The following is an 18,168-nucleotide window of genomic DNA, read 5'->3' as shown; positions in this document are numbered from 1 at the left end:
TTGCAGTCGATGGAATTACGCTTTTCGCGATAATGAGGAGTTGAACAGCGACGGGTGAATTTGACTGATTTTGATTATTTCCTCCCTGAGGAGATGATTGCCCAGGAACCGGTAAGCCGGAGGGACTCTTCCAAGTTAATGGTCCTGCATCTTGACAATGCGCCTCTGGAGCACCGCCGGTTTACGGATTTGGTTGATTATCTCAGGCCGGGAGATACTCTGGTTATAAATGAGACAAAAGTTATACCCGCCCGCCTCTTTGGCATAAAAGATACCACCGGAGCGAGGGTGGAAGTGCTGATCTTAAAACAACTGGAAAAGAACCGTTGGGAGGCGCTGGTGCGTCCGGGAAAAAGGCTGTCGGCAGGCACGAAGATTATATTCGGTGACGGTCTGCTGGAAGCTCTGGTTTTGGACCACACAGATTTCGGTGGCCGGGTGCTGGAGTTCAGTTATAACGGTCTTTTCGAAGAAATCCTGGATCGGGTTGGTACGATGCCAATTCCCCCATATATTAAAAAGCCGCTATCAGATAAGCAACGTTATCAAACAATTTACGCCCGTCAGGCGGGGTCGGCGGCGGCTCCCACTGCCGGGCTTCATTTTTCACGGGAGCTGCTGGAACGGATTTTGAATATGGGTGTGATAATCGTTCCCGTGTTGCTGCATGTGGGGTTAGGTACCTTCCGCCCTGTGCAGGTGAATGATATCCGGGAGCATCATATGCACGCGGAGTATTATGAGATCTCAGAAGAGGCAGCCAGTGCCATTAACGAAACTAAGCGAAGGAAAGGACGATTGGTTGCCGTTGGCACCACTACGACCCGTTGTCTGGAAAGCGCTGCCGGTGAAAATGGCAAGATTTGCCCAGGCTCAGGCTGGACTGATATTTTTATATACCCGGGATATCGTTTTAAACTAGTGGAAAGTCTGGTCACCAATTTTCATTTGCCTAAGTCCACTCTGCTGATGATGGTATCCGCCCTCGCCGGAAAAGATAAGATAATGGCGGCATATAACGAGGCTGTACGGTTAAAATACCGGTTTTTTAGTTTCGGCGACGCGATGTTAATAATATAAAACCGGAGGAACTGAATGGCCATCAGTTTTACCGTCACAAACAAACTTAAAAATGGACGTGCCCGTCTCGGGTTGCTGCATACTCCGCATGGAACGGTTGAAACTCCTGTTTTTATGCCCGTAGGCACCCAGGCTACAGTAAAGACCATGACCCCCGAGGAAGTCTGGAATGTGGGAGGCAGGCTAATCTTAAGCAACACTTATCACCTTTATCTGCGGCCCGGACAGGAGCTGGTGCGTGAGTCAGGCGGGCTGCACCGGTTTATGAACTGGTCCGGCCCTATTCTTACCGACAGTGGCGGTTTTCAGGTTTTTAGTCTGGGTCCGCTGCGCAAAGTATCTGAGGAAGGAGTCACTTTTCGTTCCCATATTGACGGTTCCGAGCACTTTTTCAGTCCTGAAAAAGCTATGGAAATACAAATGGCTCTAGGTTCGGACATTGCCATGGCTTTTGACGAGTGTGCCCCGTACCCGTGCAGTTATGAATATGCGCTGGAAGCCCTCGATCGTACCAGCCGCTGGGCTGAACGCTGCCTGGCCGTGCATCGGCTGGAGGAGCAAGGAGTATTCGGGATAGTACAAGGCGGGGTGTTTCCGGATTTGCGTAAAAAAAGCGCCAGCGAGATAGTCAGTCTCAATTTTTCAGGTTATGCCATCGGTGGTTTGAGTGTCGGTGAGCCAAAAGAATTGATGTATGAGATGCTGGATTATACCGTTCCATTTTTGCCGGAAGAAAAGCCGCGCTACCTGATGGGTGTCGGCTCGCCTGATTGCCTTGTGGAAGGTGTGCTGAGAGGAATTGATATGTTTGACTGTGTTCTGCCAACCAGGCTTGCCCGGAACGGAACAGTTTTCACCCGCCGCGGCAAGCTTGTGGTGCGCAACGCCGGAAACGCGAGAGATTTAACCCCGCTTGACCCGGAATGCAGTTGTTATGTCTGCCGGAACTATAGCCGCGCGTATGTTCGCCACTTGATCAAAGCCGGTGAAGTGTTGGGCATCCGTTTGACGACCATTCATAACCTATACTTTATTCTAGGACTGATGAAAGAACTCAGGGAAGCGGTACGCGAGGGGAAAATAGTGGAATATAGAGATAAATTTATGGAAAAATACCATAGCGGTTAACTGTATAAAAAGTTTTCTTTAAAAAAGGGATTTTAGACACAATGAACGAATTAAATTATTGCACTATAATGTGAAAGGAGGTCCGAGAGTGGGTATCACTTCTCAATATGGTTCATTGCTGTATATTGTCGCTCTCTTTGCGATTTTATACTTCTTGATGATCCGGCCCCAGCAGCAGCGTCAAAAAAGACTTCAGGAGATGATCAACAATCTGAAGGTTGGCGACCGGGTGGTTACTGTTGGCGGAATGTACGGCACAATAGATAAGATAAAGGATAACTCCTTCATCATAAGAGTATCCGATAACGTCCGGATAGAGTTCCAGAAAAATGCTGTCGGCCAGGTTGTCGACAGCGAAGCGGCAGAGAAGGAGTGAGCGGAAAAGGCGTGGGTATTGCGGGAATTTAGCATGCGAGCCATATCATTTACCTTGAGCTTTGAGAATACACGCTCCTTTTCCCTGCTGAGGGGGTTTATTTGTTTATGATCACCCTGGAGGATATCAAGAAGGACCCAGTTGTTGACTCCTTTATCCGGAAAGGCAATAAATACCTTGGTGTGATCGGTTATACAGAGCATAGCTACCGTCATGTGAATCTGGTTTCCAGTATTGCCAGGAATGTTTTGGAGAGGTTGGGGTTTCCGCAACGACAAGCTGAATTGGCCGCAATAGCGGGGTATATGCATGACCTCGGTAACGTTGTCAACCGCACCGAACACGGTATTTCCGGGGCGGTAATCGCGTACCCGATTTTAATGCAAATGGGGATGCACCCTGATGAAATAGCCACAGTGATTTCGGCTATCGCCAACCACGAGGAACAATACGGAAACGCCGTAAACAGTGTCGCAGCGGCCCTGATTGTGGCGGACAAGTCCGATGTGCACCGCTCCAGGGTGAGGAACCCGGATTTTGCCACTTTTGATATCCACGACCGGGTGAACTATGCGGTAGAGCACTCTTTTTTATGGGTGGCAGACGATAAACGGGCTATTACCATGGAGTTGACCATTGACATTGACATTTGTCCCGTGATGGAGTATTTTGAAATATTTTTAAGCAGGATGATTATGTGCCGCAGGGCCGCGAACTTCTTGAAGTGCAATTTTGAACTGGTAATTAACGGAGCGAAGTTATTGTGATGGTTTCTATTGATTTATTTGACCATAGAGGAGGAAATTGAACGACATGAAGTGGGACAAGCTTCTAAAACTGATAGTCATAATAGCAGTTGTGGCTGTTGTGGCAATATTAGCGGTAAAGCCAGTTATCCCGGATGTCAAGTGGCTTCCGTTCACTAAATTAATAAAGCAGGGCCTAGATATTCAAGGCGGCGTGCACGTGGTGCTTGAAGCCCAGGATACTCCCGATTCGCCGGTGACACCGGATAGTGTTAAGCGGGCCATGGCCGTTATTGAAAACCGGGTCAACGCTTTTGGGGTTGCTGAGCCTATTATCCAGCAGCAGGGCGACCGGAGAATTATTGTTGAACTGGCCGGAATCAAAGATCCGGATGAGGCGGTGCGCAACATGATTAAAACCGCTTATCTGGAGTTTAAAACAGAGGACGGAACGACCGTGCTTACCGGCCGTCAATTGAAGACCGCCACGGAGGGAAAAAATCCGCAAAGCGGAGTGGCGGAGGTAAACCTGGAATTTGAGCCTGACGGCGCCAAGATTTTTGCCGATGTCACCGCGGCCAATGTAGGCAAGCCCATTTACATTCTGCTGGACAATCAGGTTCTTCAAGCCCCAAATGTAAAAGAGCCTATTCCCAACGGCAAGGCGCAGATTTCTCCTTATGAGTCCCTTGAAGCGGCGCACAATGTTGCCATCCTGCTCCGCTCCGGCGCGTTGCCGGTAAAGTTGGATGTAATGGAGAAGCGAACGGTCGGGCCGACCCTGGGGGCGGATTCTCTGGATAAGTCAATTAAGGCAGGTATTGCCGGCCTTATTGCCATTCTTGTTTTTATGGTTTTATATTACCGCCTGCCCGGACTGGTCGCCGACTTTGCACTAATAACCTACGCCTTGATCGTGTTGTTGATATTTGCCGCCCTCCATGTGACCATGACCCTGCCCGGCATCGCCGGCTTCCTCTTATCCCTGGGTATGGCGGTAGACGCTAACGTGATTATATTCGAGCGTTTCAGGGAAGAGATGTGGGCCGGCAAGACCCTGCGCTCAGCGATAGACGCCGGTTTCAAGCGGGCTTTTGTAGCTATATTCGACTCGAACGTTACTACCTTGATTGCTGCGGCTGTTCTGTATTATTTTGGGACAGGACCGATTAAAGGCTTTGCCGTGACGCTGTCCATCGGTATCCTGGCAAGCATGTTCACCGCCATCACCATGACCAGATACCTGTTGCATCTGGTGGCAGGCAGCAACTTGGTGCGCAACGCCAAAATGTACGGGGCATAGGGGGAGACAAAGTTGATGTTAAGAGACAAAAAACCGTTCCACTTTATTAAATTAAGAAAAATATGGTACGTAATTTCTATTTTGGTGATCGTGCCTGGAATCATATCACTTTTCAGTCAGGGACTCAATCTGGGCATTGACTTCCGGGGCGGCAGCCTGTTGGATTTGAGATTCAACCAGCCCACTGAGGTTGAGCAGGTCAGGGGAGTGCTGGCGGATTTTGGCTTGGAGGGCGCTTCTATCCAGCGCAGCGGTGAAACCGATTTTCTTATTAGAACCAGAGAACTTACCGAGGATGAAAACTTAACAATAGTACAGAATCTGGACCAGAAACTGGGTGGCGTCACAGTGCAGCGCAATGAGCGGGTCGGTCCCGTAATCGGCCAGGAGTTGCTCAGAAAGGCCTTGCTGGCGCTGGGTGTGGCCTCGATCCTGATGGTCGTCTACATCGCCTGGCGGTTTGAGTTCAAGCAGGGTATCGCGGCCATTATCGCCTTACTGCACGATACTCTGGTGATACTCGGAATTTTCTCAATATTTCAGATCGAAGTGGACAGCACCTTCGTGGCAGCGGTCCTGACAATTATCGGTTATTCGATAAATGACACCATCGTAATTTTTGACCGGATTCGTGAAAATATGCATAACAGGAAAAAGGGCGAGGTCTTGGAGGATATTATCAACAACAGCCTGTGGCAAACCCTGGCCCGCTCGATCAACACGGTGCTGACAGTTATACTTGTCCTGGTGGCCTTGTTCTTACTGGGTGGCGCAACGATTCACAATATGGTCCTGGCTTTGTTGATCGGTGTGTCAAGTGGCGCTTATTCGTCAATCTTTAATGCCAGCCCGCTCTGGTATGATTTCAAAAAGGTGGAAGAGCGCAGTAAACCCAGGGGAGCACGGGCATAAATGATAAACAATATTCTAGATATTCAACTATAGGGTTAAAAGGCAAATTGTCTAAAAGCTTATTTAAGTAAGAAGTTTTGATATGCAGTAGATGGTGCTGTTGGCACAGCAGGTTTTGGTAATATAGGGTTTATTATTTTCTTGATCTTCATCCTGATCATTTTTGGCGTGGGATGCTTTGGCGGCTGTATTTAAACTGTAAAAACCTAAATTAAAGATTGCGTTTATAACCACCGAGTTTCATCATACCGGTGGTTATGATTTTGTTCTATTTTGTTCTATTGCGAGGGGCTGTAAAACAATTTTATCCTTTATGGATTTTAAGGGGCAGGTAAATGGCTGATATTATATTGTTCCCGGACAAGCAATGTCAGATATTTACGCAGGCCCTCCCTGGAGCTATAACGACAAAATGAGAGGCCACAGGCAAGGTGCTGAAACTCATTACGAAACGCAGTCCCACACATGGATTAGGTCCCTGCCGGTACAAGACCTTGCAGCCAGAGATGAGGTCATTACGGCCTGGGGGTTCAAATATAAAACTGTCGCTTTCGTCTGGGTCAATCAGACAAGGACCGGGAAATGGCCTGTAACCTTGGCCGGCGGACAATGGGTAATAAGTAATACCGAGCCATGTCTCCTGGCAACCAAGGGACGACCGCAGCGGATCGAGCGGAATATTAAGCAGTTCGTCGTCGCTGAGAGGACGAAGCATAGTAAGAAACCCCGATGAAGTTCGGCAGAGGATTCTAGGCCCGCCGGGGGTTGGGAAAAGCAACTTGGCCATAGCTATTACTTACGAGACGATTAATCTGTCCAAACCCTCCATAAAAAAATTCTCAAAGGCTGAAACCCTTGAGAAAAGTGGCAGGGGAGACAGGGATCGAACCCGCAACCCTCGGTTTTGGAGACCGATGCTCTACCAATTGAGCTACTCCCCTATGTCGCTTATCCTCCGTTCGTTATTATATAATAACCATATTATCACGTCAAGAAAAACTCTTTTGTAAGTTTTTCTTGTTATTGGGCGAATATAATTTTAGAATAACTATAAAATCAAAAAGTGAGGTAATGGAATTTGTCTTTAAAGATTGGTGTGTTAATGGGTGGCAAATCAGCTGAGCGGGAAGTGTCCCTGCGTACAGGCGAGGCTGTTTACAACGCCTTGAGGCAGAAAGGTTATCCATGTGTAAAAATAGATGTGGACAATAACATTGTGAGCAGAATCAATGAAGAAAAAATAGATCTCGCTTTTCTGGCGCTGCATGGCAAGTTCGGTGAAGATGGAGCAATTCAAGGGCTGTTGGAAATTCTCGGTATCCCATATACCGGTTCGGGTGTTTTAGCTAGCGCCATGGCAATGGATAAGATTACTACCAAAAAAATGTTGCTCTTTGAAGGTCTTCCAACGCCTTTGTTCATCCTGGTCGGCAAAGAAGAAAAAGGACTTGACGGCATGCCGTCCATAGCAGGGCGAATTGCCGGCGAAATGGGATTGCCTCTGGTAGTTAAAGCGCCCACACAAGGTTCCACAATAGGCATAACTTTTGTGCATCAAGAGCGGGAACTGATTCCAGCCTTGGAACTGGCTTTTCAGCATGATCCGGTCGCCCTGGTTGAACAATTTGTCGAAGGAGTGGAAGTAACTGCTTCGGTGCTGGGAAATGACGAACCAATCGCTCTTCCTTTGATTGAAATTGTTTCCGTCACTGGTGTTTACGACTATGAGGCCAAGTATACCACCGGTATGAGTAGTCATATTATCCCGCCGCGCATCCCGGAGGAACGGCAGGATCTGGTTAAGGATTTGGCTGTGCGCGCGTTTAAAGCTTTAGGTTGCCGGGGCCTGGCACGGGTGGATTTTATTGTTGATCGCCAAGGAAAGCCGTATATCCTGGAGTTGAATACGATTCCCGGCATGACTGCCACAAGTCTCTCGCCGGACGCCGCCCGCGCCGCGGGCATTGAATTCCCGGAACTGGTCGAGAAAATCATTAATCTGGCATTAAATAAAAATCCGGCGTCTGAGGGAATATAATGGAAATATCACGAGCAGTACTGGCCGGGATGATCGACCACACCCTTCTCAAACCTGAAGCTACTTGTCAGGATATCGTCGGCCTTTGCCGGGAGGCTGTTGATTTCGGTTTCAAGTCGGTATGCATTAACCCAAGCTACATTGATTTGGCGCACCGGGAGTTGGAAAATGCCCCGGTCGGCATTTGCGCGGTAATTGGTTTTCCTCTGGGCGCGAGCGATCCGGCCGTAAAAGCGGCTGAGGCGGCTGCGGCAGTCAGAGCTGGCGCTTCAGAAGTGGATGTTGTAATGAACATCGGGTTTTTTAAAAGCGGGTTGCTTGGAAAAACTCAGGCAGATCTTACTGGTGTGGTTAGCGCGGCCAAGTCTGAAAAACCTGAGGCAGTTGTCAAGGTAATTCTGGAAACATGCCTTTTAACAAACGAGGAAAAAGTTCGAGCTTGCCGGGTTGCCGTAGCAGCGGGTGCCGATTTTGTAAAAACATCAACTGGTTTTAACAAGGAAGGCGCTCTGGCTGCTGATATTAAATTGCTTAGACAATCAGTCGGGCCACGGATTGGCGTCAAAGCATCGGGAGGGATCCGGGATCTGGCAAAAGCGTTGTCCATGTTGGAGGCCGGGGCTGACAGAATTGGCACCAGTGCCGGAGTGGCTATTGTCAATGAATTAAAATAAAAACTATTTTTTATTAATTGGGTTAAACTATGGAAAAAGAAAACATTTTGCGTATCCTATAGAACTCCGTTATATTACGGGCAGGATTTAAGAAGGGCGACAGCGAATATTTAATGTTGCTCAATTAAAATGCGGAGGTGTAGGGTATGAAAACACGTTGTATGTTATGCGGTAAATTGATCGAGGAAGAAGTGGTAATAGCTGATAAATATGATGACGACGATGACGATGATGAAATTATCAGAAAGAAGTCATCCGTATTTTGTGTAATGTGCCAGGCCAAGCTGAAAAATGAAGCTGATAAAGGCCAGAAAAATCCCAAGCCGATGTGAATGACTCTAATGGATAATATTGCTTACAGGAGGTTAATTGTTTGTATAACAAATTGCGATGGTCCTTTATCACGTTTTTAGGACTAACCCTTATTTTGCTGGCAATATCCGTAAAAAGCGCGCAACTTTACACCGACTGGTTGTGGTTCCAATCTCTCAGCTACCAGCGGGTATTTATGACGATCATTGTTTCGGATTTGGGCCTGCGTTTTGCCGCCAGCGCCGCCTTTTTCATTCTGCTGTTTCTTAACCTCCTCCTGACACGCGGTCCGTTAATCAAGGCTTCGCAGAAAGCGGCGGTTTTTAGGGAAGACAATCTGGTAACAATTCAGGCGTCACCTTTAAGCAGGTTTTTTAATCCAGGGTATTTATTAGCCGCTTATACGGTCTTAAGCCTGATTATGGCTTTCTTGTTCAGCTTTACTGTCGCGGGGGACTGGGTTACCCTGCAAAAATTTCTTCACCCGACTTCTTTTGGCGGATTAGATCCAGTTTTTCAGCGTGATATCGGATTTTACGTCTTCCAGCTTCCTTTCTATCAGTTTTTATACAACGTGGCAAGCTGGACCATCCTGATTATTGCTTTTTGGGTGTGCGTAATCTACTTTCTCGTTAGCGTCGTCCAGGGTGCGCCCGGCAAGCTCCTGCAGTCTATGGCGGCCCGTTATCATTTGTCTATTCTGGCCGTCCTTTTCTTCTCTTTAAAAGCCGTGGGATACCAGCTTGATCAATACGCCCTGCTGTTCACTCATCACGGCGCCGTATGGGGACCTGGTTATACCGCTATCCATACCACGCTATTTGCCTATAAGGTGCTGACCTATATCGCTCTTATTTGCGCTCTCGCTATTTTGGTGAACCTGTTCTTGCGCCGGTTTAAACTTATCGTGTACAGCATCGGATTTCTCTTGCTTGCTTCAGTATTGCTGGGCGGGATATATCCGATATTTGTGCAAAGATTTATGGTTACGCCAAATGAAATTTCCATGGAGACTCCGTACCTTGAGAGGAACATCCAGTTTACCAGGAAGGCATATAACCTTGACGCTATTGAAAAAAGAAGTTTTCCAGCCGGAAAAGTATTGTCGCTGGAAGACATCCAGGCTAACAAGGATACAGTCGGCAACATCCGCCTCTGGGACTGGGAGCCTCTCCAGCAGACTTACAGCCAGCTCCAGGAAATGAGACTTTATTATCAATTTAAAGATATTGACGTTGACCGCTACCTGGTGGACGGCCGTTACCGTCAAGTTATGCTGGCGGCCAGGGAATTGAATCAGGAGCACCTGCCTACTCAGGCCAAGACCTGGATGAACCAGCGGCTTAAATACACCCATGGCTACGGTATCGCCATGAGTCCTGTAAATGAACTTACCGGGGAAGGTTTGCCGGCTTTCTTATTGAAAGATATCCCGCCGGCAACCACAACCGACCTAAAAGTCACCCGGCCGGAAATCTATTACGGTGAACTGACCGACAATTATGTTATCGTAAATACCAAGACCCTGGAATTTGACTACCCCAGCGGTGATGATAATGTCTTTTCGACATATGAGGGCGGAGGCGGCGTCAATTTAGGGAGTTTCCTGCGCCGGGTCATGTATGCTTTTTCTTTCGGGGACTATAAATTGCTGCTTGCCAGCGATGTCGACAACAACAGCAGGATTCTATACTACCGTAATATTAAACAGAGAGTGCAAAAAATTGCTCCCTTTCTTGATTATGACAGTGATCCTTATATGGTTTTGAGTGAAGGAAAACTATATTGGATGTGGGACGCCTATACCACTACGGACAAGTATCCTTACTCCGAACCATATAATAAAGTCAACAACTATATTCGTAACGCTGTGAAGGTAGTGATAGACGCCTATACGGGCAATGTTGTTTTTTATATCAGTGATCCGGGAGACCCGGTGGTTTTAACCTACAGCAAGATTTTCCCCGGGTTGTTCAAATCGCTCGATGAAATGCCCGACGACCTTAAACAGCATATACGCTATCCCGCGGACCTTTTCAATATTCAGGCGAATATGTATGCCGTGTATCATATGGAAGATCCGCAGGTTTTTTACAATAAGGAAGACAAATGGAATTTGCCGACTGAACTTTTCGGCAACGAAGAGAAAGCAATGCAACCTTACTATACGATTATCAAGTTGCCCGGTGAAAGCAAACCGGAGTTTGTGCTAATAATGCCGTTTACACCGCAGAACAAGAAGAACATGATTGCCTGGCTGGCGGCCAGGTCTGATGGTGCGGATTATGGAAAGCTGCTGGCGTACGGTTTTCCCAAGCAGGAACTGGTTTATGGGCCAATGCAGATCGAAGCCAGGGTTAATCAGGATACAACGATATCTCAACAGTTGTCTCTATGGGATCAACGCGGCTCCAGGGTGATCCGGGGCAACCTGCTGGTCATCCCGATTAAGGACGCCTTGCTCTATGTTGAACCGCTTTACCTGCAGGCTGAGCAAAGCAAGATGCCTGAATTGCGCCGGGTGATCGTAGCCCATGGCGATATGGTGGTGATGGAACCAACTTTGGATAGAGCATTGGAAAAAATATTCAGTCCCAGCGGGGGCGCGCAGAAACCAACAGCTTTGTCTGAACCCAGTGCTCAGCCTCTGTCTCCTGCAAGTGTGGCTGACCTTGCTCAAAAGGCCAACCAGCTTTATGATGAGGCGCAAAACAAGCTTAAATCAGGGGATTGGTCCGGGTATGGCGAATCGCTGTCCAAATTGAAACAGACCTTGACGGATTTAGTGAATAAAACCGGTCAATAAATAATAAAACGTGTTCATGGAAGGGAACTCCCCTTCCATGAACGTAAAAATAATAAGTTACCGATCGCTATCGGCTTAAGCGATAGCTTTTATTTTTGGTAGGTGAATGAAATGCCTTACTGCGAACTGGATAACGTTCAGTACTTTTATTATGAACGTAATCCGGAAAAAACGGGCGGTGTGGGTAAAACAATCGTTTTTGTACATGGAGCCGGTGGCAACGGCAGCTATTGGACAAAACAATTAACTGGATTAGGAAGCAACTTCCGTGTTATTGCGCCGGACTTGCCAGGTCACGGGAAATCGGCGGGGACTTCATGTGACAGTATAAAAGCTTACCGGGAGTTTCTCAACAAATTTGCCGCCAAGGTGATCGACGGCGGCTTTTACCTGGCCGGTCATTCCATGGGAGGAGCGGTTGTATTGGACTTTTCCCTCAATCACCCGGAAATGTTGGCAGGTGTTATTTTAATCGCAACCAGCGCTAAATTTAGTGCAATAAACGCGATTCTAGAGATGTTGAAAAACGGGCGGCACAATCACGAGTTGGTTGATCTCGTTTACAGCAAAAACGCTCTGCCACAATTTAGAGAGCTTGCCTTAAGGGAAATTAACTCCGTCAGCCCGGTGGTATGGTTTAGGGACTTCTCCGCGTGTAAATATTTTGACGTAACCTCCCGGCTATCAGAAATTCAATTGCCGGCGCTAATTATGACCGGGACCGGCGACTTGCTTACACCATTGCAATACGCCCGTTTGCTGGAATGCGGACTGCCCTGCGCCAGGTTAGTCGAGATTGAAGGGGCGGGCCATATGCTGATGTTGGAGAAACCGGGGATTGTCAATAAACATATCATTGATTTCATATCCTCAAAATGATATCGTAGACTTATGATATTTGCCAATGAATGGAGGGAATAAATGTGGCGGTAAATAAAACAATCAGGCGGATCGGAGTGCTGACCGGCGGTGGTGACTGTCCGGGACTTAACGCTGTAATTCGCGCAGTGGTTAAAACCGCTATTAGAGAATACCGGCTTACTGTGGTCGGTTTTGAAAATGGTTTTGGCGGGCTGATCCAAAACCGGGCGCGTGATTTGACCGAGAAGGATGTAGTCGGTATTCTGCCCCGCGGAGGTACTATCCTGGGTACTACCAACCGTGACAACCCTTTTCATTATCCGATGATCATTAACGGGCAAAAAGTGTTTAAAGATGTGTCGGACCGTGTGGTTGAAAATATTAACATACATAACATCGACGCGATGATCATTATTGGCGGTGACGGCAGTCTCAGCATCGGCAAAGAACTCTTTGAAGAAAAGGGCTTGCCGGTAGTTGGCGTACCTAAAACCATAGACAACGACTTATCTGCCACCGACCAGACATTCGGTTTTGATACAGCTTTAAACACAGCCACCGAAGCAATTGACAAGTTGCATACAACCGCTGAATCACATCACCGGATTATCGTATTGGAAGTAATGGGACGCTATGCCGGTTGGATCGCGCTTGAAGCCGGCCTTGCGGGCGGAGCCGACGTTATTTTGATTCCGGAAATACCTTTTTCAATGGAAAATGTAATTAAGAAAATTACTGACAGGCAGGAACAGGGGAAGAAGTTCAGCATCGTGGTTGTGGCGGAAGGGGCAAAGCCGGTCGGGGGTGAGATGGTGGTCCAGCGCAGGGTGGAGGACAGCTTTGACCCGGTTCGCCTCGGAGGCATCGGCAATGTTGTTTCTTATCAGATAGAAGAAGAAACCGGCATGGAATCAAGGACCACGGTATTGGGACACTTGCAGCGGGGAGGAACCCCCACGGCTTTTGACCGCATCCTGGCAACCCGTTACGGCACCGGCGCTGTCAACCTGGTTATGGCGGGCAAATTTGGAGAAATGGTATGCCTGCGCACCCCGAATATTGAATCGGTGCCTCTGGCGGACGCGGTCGGTGAACAACGCCTGGTCCCTGTGGATGGTGACTTGATTCGCGCGGCAAAGCAGATTGGCATCTCATTTGGAGATTGATAACTGCTCAGAAGTCAGGAGTCGGACGGCCATGAAGCTTCGCTTCACCATCAGACGGAAGAAATGGTTGAGGTTTATTTTTAGGGCAGAATCAGAGAACTATTTATAGTCTTGAATTATTCCTGAATTATGCCCTCTGAATTTTGAATACCGGAATAGTAACAATAATGTATATTTGTTATATTAGTATTAAGAAGGGCTATATTTTGGAATTAAGAAAGGGGTAAAAAGATGGGTTATTATCTTGTTCCGCCTGTCTACCGGCCACCTAGCGAAGCCGCCAGCCTGATCTTCCAGGTTACCCTGGGCTGCTCACATAACGCTTGCAGTTTCTGTGTATCGTACAAAGGCAAGAGATTCAGGGTTAAAACATGGGAAGAAATCGAAGCTGATATCAACGCGGCTAAAGTATACTATCATAATATCACCAGAGTCTTTTTAGCTGATGGAAACGCCATGGTGGCGGAAACCGGACTGCTTCTTAAAGTACTGGAGAAACTGTATCATGACTTTCCTTACCTGGAGAGAGTGGGCATCTACGCCAGGGCAAGTGATTTTCTGAGCAAAAAGCCGGAGGATTTAAAGAAACTGAGTGAAGCGGGTATCACTCTCGCTTACTTGGGCCTGGAAAGCGGCGACGACCGCATTCTTAAAATGATTCACAAGGGATCGACCGTCGCCGAGATAATTGACGGCGGCCGTAAAGCCCAGGAAGCCGGGTTGCCGCTGTCAGTTACCGTTATTATCGGGGTGGGCGGTCCGGAATTGTCCGAAGAACACGCTATCGCAACCGCCAAGGCCGCAAGCGCCATCAACCCGGCTTATTTGTCGGCGCTTACCATGTTGATTCCGGAAAATTCATTTATGGACAGAAAAGTGAAAAAGGGCGAGTTCAAACTGCTTACACCTGAGCAAACCCTTCAAGAGCTAAGAGTTATGTTGGAAAATATGACACTGACCAACTGTGTGTTCAGGAGCAATCACGCTTCAAATTACCTGCCGCTGAAAGGTGTGCTAAACCAGGACAGGGAGAAGCTCCTTGCCCTCATCCAAAGAGCGTTGGCGCATCCGGAGCTGCTCAGACCTGAATTTATGCGAGCTTTGTAGAGGTAAATAAAAAGTATGCCGGGCACACCGTACTATGAAAGGAATCAAACGGGTGCCCTTGCTATTTACTGGGGATTGTGTTAGAATCTTGCATGTTACATGTTATATTGTTCATAATAACTGTAATGACGAAAGTCGCATAACTTCTTTACCGGGAGGTCCGGTCAATTGAAAATCGGTATTTTTACCGACAGTTATCTACCATATACCAGTGGAGTAGTCCGTTCAATTCAAACATTTAGTGAAGAGCTGACCAGCAACGGGCACGAAGTTTTTATTTTTGCGCCCAGTTACCGTGACTGCCGCAAGGAAAACAGGGTGTTCCGGTTTTCGTCAATACCGTCGCCGACCAACCGCGACTTCACTTTAGCGATGCCTTTTTCAATCAGATTAAGACCTACCATAAAGAAGCTTAACCTTGATTTGATTCATGTTCACTCCCCTTTCCTGTTAGGGCGTCTCGGCGCCCGGTATGCCAGAAGGCTGGGCATACCACTGGTTTTTACTTTTCACACTTTATATGATCAATACGTGCATTACGTACCGTTTGCGCAATCTTTAACGAAAGATTTGGCGCAGAGAATAAGCAGGGGCTTTTGCAACCATTGCGACCTTGTTATTGTCCCTACAGCCGCAGTTGAAAAGTATTTGCATGAAATAGGCGTAAAAGCGTCAATTCGCGTAGTGCCGACCGGAATCAAAGTGATGAATTATCAGAGTGGCGATCGGGACTGGCTGAGGTGCCGGTTCGGCTTACCCGAGGGTGAGAAAGTACTTTTATTCGTGGGAAGGTTGGGGCAAGAAAAAAATATCAATTTTCTAATGGAATGCTTCGCAAGAATTAACCGGGAAATGAAAAATACCAGGCTTGTGCTGGTTGGGGGCGGCCCTGAGGAAGAGGAGTTGAAAAATAAAGCAAAAGAGCTGGGGATTGCGGGACAGGTAACATTCACCGGGGTTCTGCCACCTTCCGATGTGGTGAATTGCTACGCCGGGGCTGATATTTTTGTGTTTTCCTCAGTTACTGAAACCCAGGGAATTGTTATCGGCGAAGCCAAAGCCGCCGGGCTTCCGGTGGTAGCTGTAGCCGCTTTTGGAGTTTCTGAGATGGTGGATGATGGAATCGACGGGTTTTTAACGGAGTTGGAACCGTTGCAATTTATTGAAAAAATAACCCTTCTTCTTAAAAACGATGATCTTTACGAAAAAATGAGCCGTAACGCGAGGAATAACGCCGAAAATCTATCCACCGCCAACTGTACGGCAAAATTAATAAATTGTTACAGCCATGTTATTGAAAGAAGAGCATGTGAAGTTTGAACCAGAGCTAAAAATTAATTCCGGTGATTATCAAGTGAAAAAAATACAAATGCTTGACCTTTCGCCTGAAGTTAAGTTGCTGTGGGACAAAATAAATAAGGCCATCCAAGAGGTTGTTCTTTCCGGACAGTTTATCTTGGGGCCTAATGTTAAAGCTTTTGAGCAAGAAGCGGCTAATTACCTGGGAGTTAAACATGCTGTCGGGGTTAACTCGGGAACCGACGCTTTGGTTATTAGTTTGCGCGCCGCGGGGATCGGTCCGGGGGATGAGGTAATCACCACTCCGTTCACTTTTTTTGCCACTGCGGAGTCGATTAGCCGGGTGGGCGCCATTCCGGTTTTTATTGATATTGATCCTAAAACATTTAATCTTGATCCCGGTTTAATAGAAAACGCTGTCACAACACGCACCAAGGCGGTCCTGCCGGTGCATTTGTACGGTCATGCCGCGGATATGAAGACAATTCTCGCGCAGGCGGAAAAATACCGACTAGTTGTTGTAGAAGACGTGGCCCAAGCCTTCGGCGCGGAATTTAAAGGTAAAAAATTGGGCGCTGCCGGTAATGCCGGGTGTTACTCGTTTTTCCCCTCTAAAGTTCTTGGCGCGTTCGGAGATGGCGGCCTTATCGCAACCAATGACGACCATATGGCTGAAACAGCCAGAATGCTGCGGGCACATGGTTCAACAAAAAGATATTACCACGAAGTGATCGGCTATAATTCGCGTTTGGATGAAATCCAAGCGGCTGTTTTGCGGGTAAAGCTGCCTGAGCTCGAAAGATCGAACGAAAAACGCAGGCAGGTTGCCAGGCGGTATAACGATTTACTTGACGATATTCCTGGAATAACAACTCCATATGAAGCGCCTTGCGCAAAACATGTATATCACCAGTATACTGTAAGGATATCAGACGGAAAACGTGACAGCGTGCAAAAATATCTCGCGGGGCAGGGTATTGAAACAAGAGTTCATTACCCGGTGCCTTTGCACAAGCTACCGGTTTATCGGGGGAATCGCCTTATTTTAAGCAAAGTGGAGCAAGCTGCCGCCGAAGTGCTCAGCCTGCCCATTTGGCCGGATATGGAGAATGAGTTGCAAGATTACATTGCGGATATGATAAAATTTGCAATCAACCTGTAGCCGGGTTTAAACGATTATGTTTATAGGGGTGGTTTTATGCTGTTCCCGCTCGGTGGGCCGGTGCCTGAAAGTGAGCTTGTAGGCAGGAAAGATTTTATCATGTCTCTTGAAACCAGGTTGTCCGAAGGTCAGAGTATAATGCTTGCGGGGCCACGCAGGATTGGAAAAACCTCCGTTGCAAACGAGGTATCGCGCCGGTTGAAGAAAAAAGGGTTTTACGTGGCTTCTGTTGACTTCTTTCGTACATCAAATAATAGAAGCATTGCTGAAGCTATTATAAATAGTTGTCTTGAAAACAGAACTGGAGTAAGAAAAACGTTAAATGCCGTATGGGATCGAGCGAGATTACTTGCCGGCGCCGCCAAGATTGCAGTCAAGGTGGAGGATTTGGAGCTAAACCTCGGTTTTCCAAAGAGGGAAATGGATGACGAAACGCTTCTGGAATATGCTCTCAACCTGCCGGATGTTCTTGCTTCTAAAGATAATAAGCGCATGTTAATGGTGTTCGACGAGTTTCAAGACGCCGGACATGTTGCGGGGCAGGATATTTATAAGAAAATGCGGTCCTATTTTCAACTGCAAACGAATGTGTCATACCTTTTTCTTGGTTCAAAAGAGGGAATGATGCAGTCGCTTTTCGGTGGAAAGAAACATGCTTTCTATCGCTTTGCCACCGTTCTCCCCATTCCCCGAATTTCAGAGGAATCCTGGACAGTTTATATCGGCCGTAAGTTTGAGGAAAAGGGTGTTAAGATAAGTAGTGATTATGCATTAAAAGAAATTGGCAGGCTGTCCGGGGGGCATCCGCAAGACACAATGCTTATTAGCAATGAGGCGTATTATACATTGTTAGAAGCCGGTGAAAAGAAGTTAACTATGGAGATAGTAAGGATCGCCTACGAACGTGCGATGGTTATACTTACTCCTGTTTTTGACGAAATACTGGACGAAGTCGGTAAAAAGTCAATTGTACGTGAGGTTTTGCACCGCCTGGCTGTCGGGGATGCAATCTATATGGAAAAGAAACACCCTAACGATATTAAAAGAGCAATTGATCAGCTTATAGTCAGTGCTGTTATTAAAAAGGAAAGTCGTGGCAAATACAGGTTTGTAGAGCCTATGCTGCAAGAGTATGTTTTGAGGAGTTATTGAAAAGGGAGTTTGGACGGTCGTCTGACCGGACTCGCCGCAACTGAAA

The 18,168-nt window shown here is 47.3% G+C and carries 17 protein-coding genes and 1 tRNA gene; 17 read left to right on the top strand and 1 reads right to left on the bottom strand.

The window, feature by feature from the left end:
• The first annotated feature begins 54 nt into the window (after positions 1-54).
• From queA to L7E55_RS10005, 7 genes are all read left to right on the top strand, one after another.
• Positions 55-1,080, top strand: a complete 1,026-nt coding sequence (gene queA / locus L7E55_RS10035; RefSeq protein ID WP_277444046.1) for a tRNA preQ1(34) S-adenosylmethionine ribosyltransferase-isomerase QueA — start codon at positions 55-57, stop codon at positions 1,078-1,080.
• A 15-nt stretch (positions 1,081-1,095) separates the two neighbouring features.
• Entirely contained in the window at positions 1,096-2,208 is a 1,113-nt protein-coding gene (gene tgt, locus L7E55_RS10030) for a tRNA guanosine(34) transglycosylase Tgt (RefSeq protein ID WP_277444045.1), read from the top strand.
• 88 nt (positions 2,209-2,296) lie between these two features.
• Positions 2,297-2,584 carry a preprotein translocase subunit YajC gene (gene yajC, locus L7E55_RS10025; protein ID WP_277444043.1) on the top strand — a complete coding sequence of 96 codons (288 nt, stop codon included), beginning with the start codon at positions 2,297-2,299 and terminating at the stop codon, positions 2,582-2,584.
• 107 nt (positions 2,585-2,691) lie between these two features.
• Entirely contained in the window at positions 2,692-3,351 is a 660-nt protein-coding gene (locus L7E55_RS10020) for an HD domain-containing protein (RefSeq protein ID WP_277444041.1), read from the top strand.
• Between the two features lie 46 nt (positions 3,352-3,397).
• The gene (gene secD / locus L7E55_RS10015; RefSeq protein ID WP_277444040.1) at positions 3,398-4,633 is read left to right on the top strand and encodes a protein translocase subunit SecD; all 1,236 of its coding nucleotides are present in this window, start codon (positions 3,398-3,400) and stop codon (positions 4,631-4,633) included.
• 15 nt (positions 4,634-4,648) lie between these two features.
• Positions 4,649-5,545, top strand: a complete 897-nt coding sequence (secF, locus tag L7E55_RS10010; RefSeq protein WP_277444038.1) for a protein translocase subunit SecF — start codon at positions 4,649-4,651, stop codon at positions 5,543-5,545.
• Between the two features lie 412 nt (positions 5,546-5,957).
• Positions 5,958-6,278 (top strand): MT-A70 family methyltransferase, encoded by a 321-nt coding sequence (locus tag L7E55_RS10005; RefSeq protein ID WP_277444037.1) that lies wholly within the window; start codon positions 5,958-5,960, stop codon positions 6,276-6,278.
• A gap of 132 nt (positions 6,279-6,410) precedes the next feature.
• On the opposite strand, the gene L7E55_RS10000 is transcribed toward L7E55_RS10005, so the two are convergent.
• Positions 6,411-6,486 (bottom strand) — tRNA-Trp (locus L7E55_RS10000).
• 137 nt (positions 6,487-6,623) lie between these two features.
• Here L7E55_RS10000 and L7E55_RS09995 point away from each other — a divergent pair.
• The 10 genes from L7E55_RS09995 (at position 6,624) to L7E55_RS09950 (ending at position 18,122) form a co-directional block, all read left to right on the top strand.
• Positions 6,624-7,583, top strand: a complete 960-nt coding sequence (locus tag L7E55_RS09995) for a D-alanine--D-alanine ligase (RefSeq protein ID WP_277444036.1) — start codon at positions 6,624-6,626, stop codon at positions 7,581-7,583.
• Positions 7,583-8,257 carry a deoxyribose-phosphate aldolase gene (deoC, locus tag L7E55_RS09990; RefSeq protein WP_277444035.1) on the top strand — a complete coding sequence of 225 codons (675 nt, stop codon included), beginning with the start codon at positions 7,583-7,585 and terminating at the stop codon, positions 8,255-8,257. Before L7E55_RS09995 ends, deoC begins: the two co-directional genes overlap by 1 nt.
• Positions 8,258-8,403: 146 nt before the next feature.
• Complete coding sequence (locus tag L7E55_RS09985) at positions 8,404-8,589, top strand: hypothetical protein (RefSeq protein ID WP_277444034.1); 186 nt, start codon at positions 8,404-8,406, stop codon at positions 8,587-8,589.
• Positions 8,590-8,630: 41 nt separating this feature from the next.
• Complete coding sequence (locus L7E55_RS09980) at positions 8,631-11,375, top strand: UPF0182 family membrane protein (RefSeq protein WP_277444032.1); 2,745 nt, start codon at positions 8,631-8,633, stop codon at positions 11,373-11,375.
• Positions 11,376-11,486: 111 nt separating this feature from the next.
• The gene (locus L7E55_RS09975) at positions 11,487-12,254 is read left to right on the top strand and encodes an alpha/beta fold hydrolase (RefSeq protein ID WP_277444031.1); all 768 of its coding nucleotides are present in this window, start codon (positions 11,487-11,489) and stop codon (positions 12,252-12,254) included.
• 44 nt (positions 12,255-12,298) lie between these two features.
• The gene (locus tag L7E55_RS09970) at positions 12,299-13,402 is read left to right on the top strand and encodes a 6-phosphofructokinase (protein ID WP_420852034.1); all 1,104 of its coding nucleotides are present in this window, start codon (positions 12,299-12,301) and stop codon (positions 13,400-13,402) included.
• 231 nt (positions 13,403-13,633) lie between these two features.
• Positions 13,634-14,509: a radical SAM protein gene (locus tag L7E55_RS09965; protein ID WP_277444028.1), complete on the top strand. Its 876-nt coding sequence runs from the start codon at positions 13,634-13,636 to the stop codon at positions 14,507-14,509.
• A gap of 168 nt (positions 14,510-14,677) precedes the next feature.
• Complete coding sequence (locus L7E55_RS09960; RefSeq protein WP_277444026.1) at positions 14,678-15,829, top strand: glycosyltransferase family 4 protein; 1,152 nt, start codon at positions 14,678-14,680, stop codon at positions 15,827-15,829.
• A gap of 34 nt (positions 15,830-15,863) precedes the next feature.
• Positions 15,864-16,970: a DegT/DnrJ/EryC1/StrS family aminotransferase gene (locus tag L7E55_RS09955; RefSeq protein ID WP_277444024.1), complete on the top strand. Its 1,107-nt coding sequence runs from the start codon at positions 15,864-15,866 to the stop codon at positions 16,968-16,970.
• A 36-nt stretch (positions 16,971-17,006) separates the two neighbouring features.
• On the top strand, positions 17,007-18,122 hold the full coding sequence (locus L7E55_RS09950; RefSeq protein ID WP_277444023.1) for an AAA family ATPase: 1,116 nt from the start codon (positions 17,007-17,009) through the stop codon (positions 18,120-18,122).
• The last annotated feature ends 46 nt before the right edge of the window (positions 18,123-18,168 follow it).

The sequence above is a fragment of the Pelotomaculum isophthalicicum JI genome (assembly GCF_029478095.1).
Taxonomy (GTDB): domain Bacteria; phylum Bacillota; class Desulfotomaculia; order Desulfotomaculales; family Pelotomaculaceae; genus Pelotomaculum_D; species Pelotomaculum_D isophthalicicum.
Note: the sequence above shows the minus strand (reverse complement) of the source record. Positions and strands in the feature narration are given on the sequence as shown.

What these genes read in the sequence shown, in the direction of transcription:
- tgt (WP_277444045.1), top strand. Translation starts at nt 1,096, where the DNA reads ATGGCCATCAGTTTTACCGTCACAAACAAACTTAAAAATGGACGTGCC.
- L7E55_RS10020 (WP_277444041.1), top strand. Translation starts at nt 2,692, where the DNA reads ATGATCACCCTGGAGGATATCAAGAAGGACCCAGTTGTTGACTCCTTT.
- secD (WP_277444040.1), top strand. Translation starts at nt 3,398, where the DNA reads ATGAAGTGGGACAAGCTTCTAAAACTGATAGTCATAATAGCAGTTGTG.
- secF (WP_277444038.1), top strand. Translation starts at nt 4,649, where the DNA reads ATGTTAAGAGACAAAAAACCGTTCCACTTTATTAAATTAAGAAAAATA.
- L7E55_RS10005 (WP_277444037.1), top strand. Translation starts at nt 5,958, where the DNA reads ATGAGAGGCCACAGGCAAGGTGCTGAAACTCATTACGAAACGCAGTCC.
- deoC (WP_277444035.1), top strand. Translation starts at nt 7,583, where the DNA reads ATGGAAATATCACGAGCAGTACTGGCCGGGATGATCGACCACACCCTT.
- L7E55_RS09985 (WP_277444034.1), top strand. Translation starts at nt 8,404, where the DNA reads ATGAAAACACGTTGTATGTTATGCGGTAAATTGATCGAGGAAGAAGTG.
- L7E55_RS09975 (WP_277444031.1), top strand. Translation starts at nt 11,487, where the DNA reads ATGCCTTACTGCGAACTGGATAACGTTCAGTACTTTTATTATGAACGT.
- L7E55_RS09965 (WP_277444028.1), top strand. Translation starts at nt 13,634, where the DNA reads ATGGGTTATTATCTTGTTCCGCCTGTCTACCGGCCACCTAGCGAAGCC.
- L7E55_RS09950 (WP_277444023.1), top strand. Translation starts at nt 17,007, where the DNA reads ATGCTGTTCCCGCTCGGTGGGCCGGTGCCTGAAAGTGAGCTTGTAGGC.